3 protein-coding genes are annotated in these 4,159 nt (G+C 68.6%); 1 reads left to right on the top strand and 2 read right to left on the bottom strand.

Going from position 1 to position 4,159, the window contains the following annotated elements; all coding sequences use genetic code 11:
• Both AC1D1G_RS42510 and AC1D1G_RS42505 read right to left on the bottom strand, forming a co-directional pair.
• A partial coding sequence (locus AC1D1G_RS42510) for a GMC family oxidoreductase (protein WP_477956630.1) occupies positions 1–1,416 on the bottom strand: 1,416 nt, incomplete at its 3' end.
• 48 nt (positions 1,417–1,464) lie between these two features.
• Positions 1,465–3,210, bottom strand: coding sequence for an aldehyde dehydrogenase family protein (locus AC1D1G_RS42505; RefSeq protein WP_477956629.1), 1,746 nt, complete (start codon positions 3,208–3,210; stop codon positions 1,465–1,467).
• A gap of 198 nt (positions 3,211–3,408) precedes the next feature.
• Here AC1D1G_RS42505 and AC1D1G_RS42500 point away from each other — a divergent pair.
• Positions 3,409–4,159, top strand: a 751-nt coding sequence (locus tag AC1D1G_RS42500; RefSeq protein ID WP_477956628.1) for an RsbRD N-terminal domain-containing protein, incomplete at its 3' end; no start/stop codon positions are given.

The following is a 4,159-nucleotide window of genomic DNA, read 5'->3' as shown; positions in this document are numbered from 1 at the left end:
CGTCCCGACTGGGTGGTAGAGGGTGTGGGCGTTCTCCTGCAGTGCCCGGGCGAGAATCTCGTCGAGTGGCGTGCTCGGCGTGACCGCCGGGCGAATCATGTTGCCGAGCCGCGACTTCAGCGCCGGAGCCGATGCGAGGGCGTCGCACATGCGTAGTCCTTCGAGCATCGCCCGTCGGTCGACTCCGCCGCTGTCGCTGAGGTAGCGGGGATCGATGATCGGCTTGGCGAGGGGATCGGCCGACCGAAGCGAGATCTCGCCTCGACTCTCGGGCTTCACGAGGATGGCGCCGATCACCGCGGCGTGACCGGTCGCCGGGATGAGGCCCTCGTCGAAGAACGGCGCCGGCCCGAAGATCATCTCGAGGTCGGGCAGTGCCAGATCGTCCCGACTGCGCGTGAATCCGTACGCCTCGCCCACATTCGACGTGAGCATGCCGCGGCGACGGGTCAGGTAGTTGAGAAGCTCGGGGATCTTCTCGGCGGTGAACAGCGAGTCCGAGTCGACGCTGTAGCCGAGGAACGACACCAGATGGTCGAGCAGATTCTTCCCGACCTCCGGCAGGTGCTGCTGCACCGCGATTCCGTGCTCGCGCAGCTGTGCCTCGTCGCCGATGCCCGACAGCATGAGGAGCTGCGGGGAGTTGATCGCCCCGCCGGCGAGGATCACTTCCTTCGCGGCGCGGATGGTGCGTCGCACCCCGTCCTTCTCGTACTCGACGCCGACGGCCGCGGAGCCCTCGAACAGAACCCGGGTGGCTTGGGCGCCGGTGAGGACGGTCAGATTCTTCCGTTTCAGCGCCGGCCGGAGGTAGGCGTCGGCTGTGCTCCACCGCGCGCCCCGCTTCTGCGTGACCATGGTCTGTGAGAAGCCCTCGGGCCGAGTGGTGTTCGCCCGTTCGACGGGATAGCCGGTCTCCTCGGCGGCCGCGAGGAACGACCCGGTGAGGGCGCGGGGGCTCCGCTGGTGCGAGACGACGATCGGTCCGCCGGTTCCGCTGTCGGCGTCCGACGCGTCCTGCACGTTCTCGATGCGGCGGAAGTACTTGACCACTTCCTTGAACGACCAGGAGTCGTCGCTGAGTTCGGCCCACTCGTCGTAGTCGGCGGCGAACCCGCGCACCCACATCATCGCGTTCATCGACGACGAGCCGCCGAGCATCTTGCCGCGCGGCCAGTAGATCGTCCGCCCGCCGAGCCCGGGTTGCGGCTCGGTCAGGTAGTCCCAATCCAACTCACTGCGAAACAGTTTCGAGAATGCGGCGGGGATGTGCGCGAACTTGTCCTTGTCCTCACCGCCGGCCTCGAGGACCACGACCTCGCTGCCGGAGTCGGCGCTGAGCCGGTCGGCCAGCACGGCACCTGCCGAACCCGACCCCACGATCACGTAGTCGGCCACAGACAGTTCCTGATTCATCGTTCATCTCCACTTCGACGGGGGTGAGGGATCGAGGACACGCAGCCCTCATCCACGCAGCGCGGACGCGAAGATCGCCGGCAGCCGGGTCCATGAGGGTGCACCGGCAAATCCTGTCAGCAATCGGCCCGTCGTGGCGGCGGTTCGGTTGGTGACGAACCACGGGGGCTTGGGCGAGATGGACATCTCACGGTTCAGGATCGACCGCGGCGACGGACGGAACGGGCCCCGGACGACGGTGCGCTCCGGCCGGTCGATGAGGAGTGCGTTGTGCACCACGCCGATGCCGCTCTGGACGTCGTCGAGGGTGTGGCCGGGGAAGGCTCCCCAGGTCGCGGTGGCGGTGAGGTAGCCGACGCCGGTCCACGCGTTCACGGCGATGGTCCCGTAGCGGAGGCTCTCGAGCAGTGAGTCGAACTCCGCGCCCAGCTCGCGGATGGTCTGCGGGGCAGCGACGATGTTGACGCCCAGTGTGCCGATGAAATCCTCGTTCACGAGGTCGGCGGCGTGTGCCGCGAACTCGGCGCCCCCGTGGGGTAGGTCGATCACGCCGAGCACCGGAGCGAAGTACTCGGTCTGCAAGAGCGGTGCGTAGGCGCCGGGCTCGAGATCGGTGACCAGGACGCGTCCGCCGTTCTCACCCAGGCGTGCGGCGGTGGGGAACGACGCGGTGGCGCCGGCGACCCGGGAGTCGCTGCCGGGGTAGTACGCGGCGCGGTCCGGTGCCGTGTCGAGGGCCTCTTTCAGGGCGGCCACGAACTCGTCGCGCTGCTTCCACTCGGACGACACGACCACGGCCTGCGCCGCGACGCAGTTGTAGCCGCCGTTGTGGAGCCGTTGCGTCGCGATGTGTTCGGCCTGGAACTTGATGTCGGCGCGGCTCCACTCACCGGGCAGCACGATGGTGGGGGACACACCGCCGAGTTCGCTGGAGATGGCCTTGGCGAGGATGGGGTCGTTCGCAGCCTTGCGCCGCGCACCCTCCTCGCCGGTGCCGAACACGATCGCGTCGTGGGTGAGTGCGCTGCCCGTCATGTGCACGTGGTCGACGAGGTCGTGGTGCACCAGATACGTCCCGACCTCCGCACCGCCGGTCAGCAACCGGACCGCGCCGATCGAGATGAGCGGCTCCAGGACCCGCGTCAGCACGGGCAGCAGCCGGTCGGTGATGGGGTTGAGCTTGAGTGCGACGACGCGATTGTGCGCGATCAGTTCGTACAGGGTGTCGAGCGGGGCGATCGAGGTGATGTTGCCGGCGCCCAGAACCACGCCGATGCCCTGAGTCCGCGACGGGTCGCGCTGGGCGAGGCCGGCGTCGCGCTGTGCCGTCGCACGATCGATTCCCGGTTGCAGCCACACGTCCGCGCTGAATCCGCTGAGCAGCAGCTTGTCGAAGATGTTCAGGGGCAGCGCCTTGACAGTGGTGCGGCCGCCGGGGGCGGTGCCGAACGTGGCGCCGTCCAGCGGGCTGGCCCCGGATTCGAGTTTCGCCAGGCTCGCGGACAGCGCCGCGGTGCCGGTGGCCAGCGGGTACGGTCCGGACATCCATTCCTCGCCGACCAGCGGCGACCTCGGGTCCAGCCCCTTGATCGCGACCGCGGCGTCCACCCAGTCGGCGGCGTGCTGCACGGTGAGGTCGTGCACCTTGTCGAGGAGTTCCCTGCGATCGGCGAGGGAGAGGTCGGCCCAGGTCTTCTCGCCCTCGGCGAGGTCGGCGAGGGCGGCGTCGACCTCCGGATGTGGGGAGGCCGCGCCGGGGGTGGTGGAGGTGGCCTCGGGTTCTGAAGTGCTCACTGTGGACAGCTCCGCTCGAGTCGAGTACATGAAGGACCGCGCCGCAGAAACGAAAAACTACTGTGGCGTAGAACACTGATTCTCGTCCCAGTTCCGGGCGTCGCGCCATAGGCAGCGGCTGTCAATGTGACCATGCGGGCTATGCCGTCGCACAAAAAGGGTATGGCGCGGACCACGTCCGGTGGATAGTCTTGCCGGATGACTGTCAGCTCGGATGTCGCGCCGTCGCCCACCGATCTTCTCGGATCGATGCTGGAGTCCGTGGACCAGCTGTCCGAGCAACTCGTCTCGCGCATCCTGTCGGCCGAGCACGGTTACGTGGAGGCGACCCTCCTCACTCCCGAGCAGTTGTACGCGGCGTGCGTCGACAATCTGACGGCGATGCTGGGCAACCTCGCGGGCAGTGCGCCGATCCGGCTCGAGGCGGCGCGCGCGGCGGGACAGTTGAAGGCCGAACAGGGTGTGCCCCTCGCGGCGCTACTCCACGCGTTCCGGCTCGGCGGCCGCCTGATCTGGGACGAACTGATGGACCGCTCGGAGGGCCGCGCCACCAACGCGCTGCTCGACATGGCCGCCCAGGTGTGGGCGCTCGTCGACGTCTATTCGGACAGCGCCGCGGAGGCATATCGGGAGACCGCCGACCTGCGCGCCCGCGAGGACGCCGAGTCGCGGGGCCGGCTGATCAGAACCCTGTTCGGTGACCACGCCGCCAACCCGGCCGGTGCCGCCGACGCGCTCCGCACGTTCCGGATCCCGGAGAACAGCACGTTCCTCGTCGTGTCCGTGGAAGCGGCGGCGTCCCCGTCCGCCGCGGACGTCGTGCAGTCGGACCTTCGCGGTGTGGGTGTCGACTCGGTGTGGGACACGGAGGTCGACGGCCGGATCGGACTGCTATGGGCCGCCACCGCCGACGTACTCGATTCCGCGTTGGACCTCCTCGGCCGCAGTG

It is taken from the genome of Rhodococcus sp. P3_B8, from assembly GCF_056402775.1.
The sequence above is the reverse complement of the archived record's forward strand: the minus strand, read 5'-3'. Positions and strand labels throughout refer to the sequence as shown.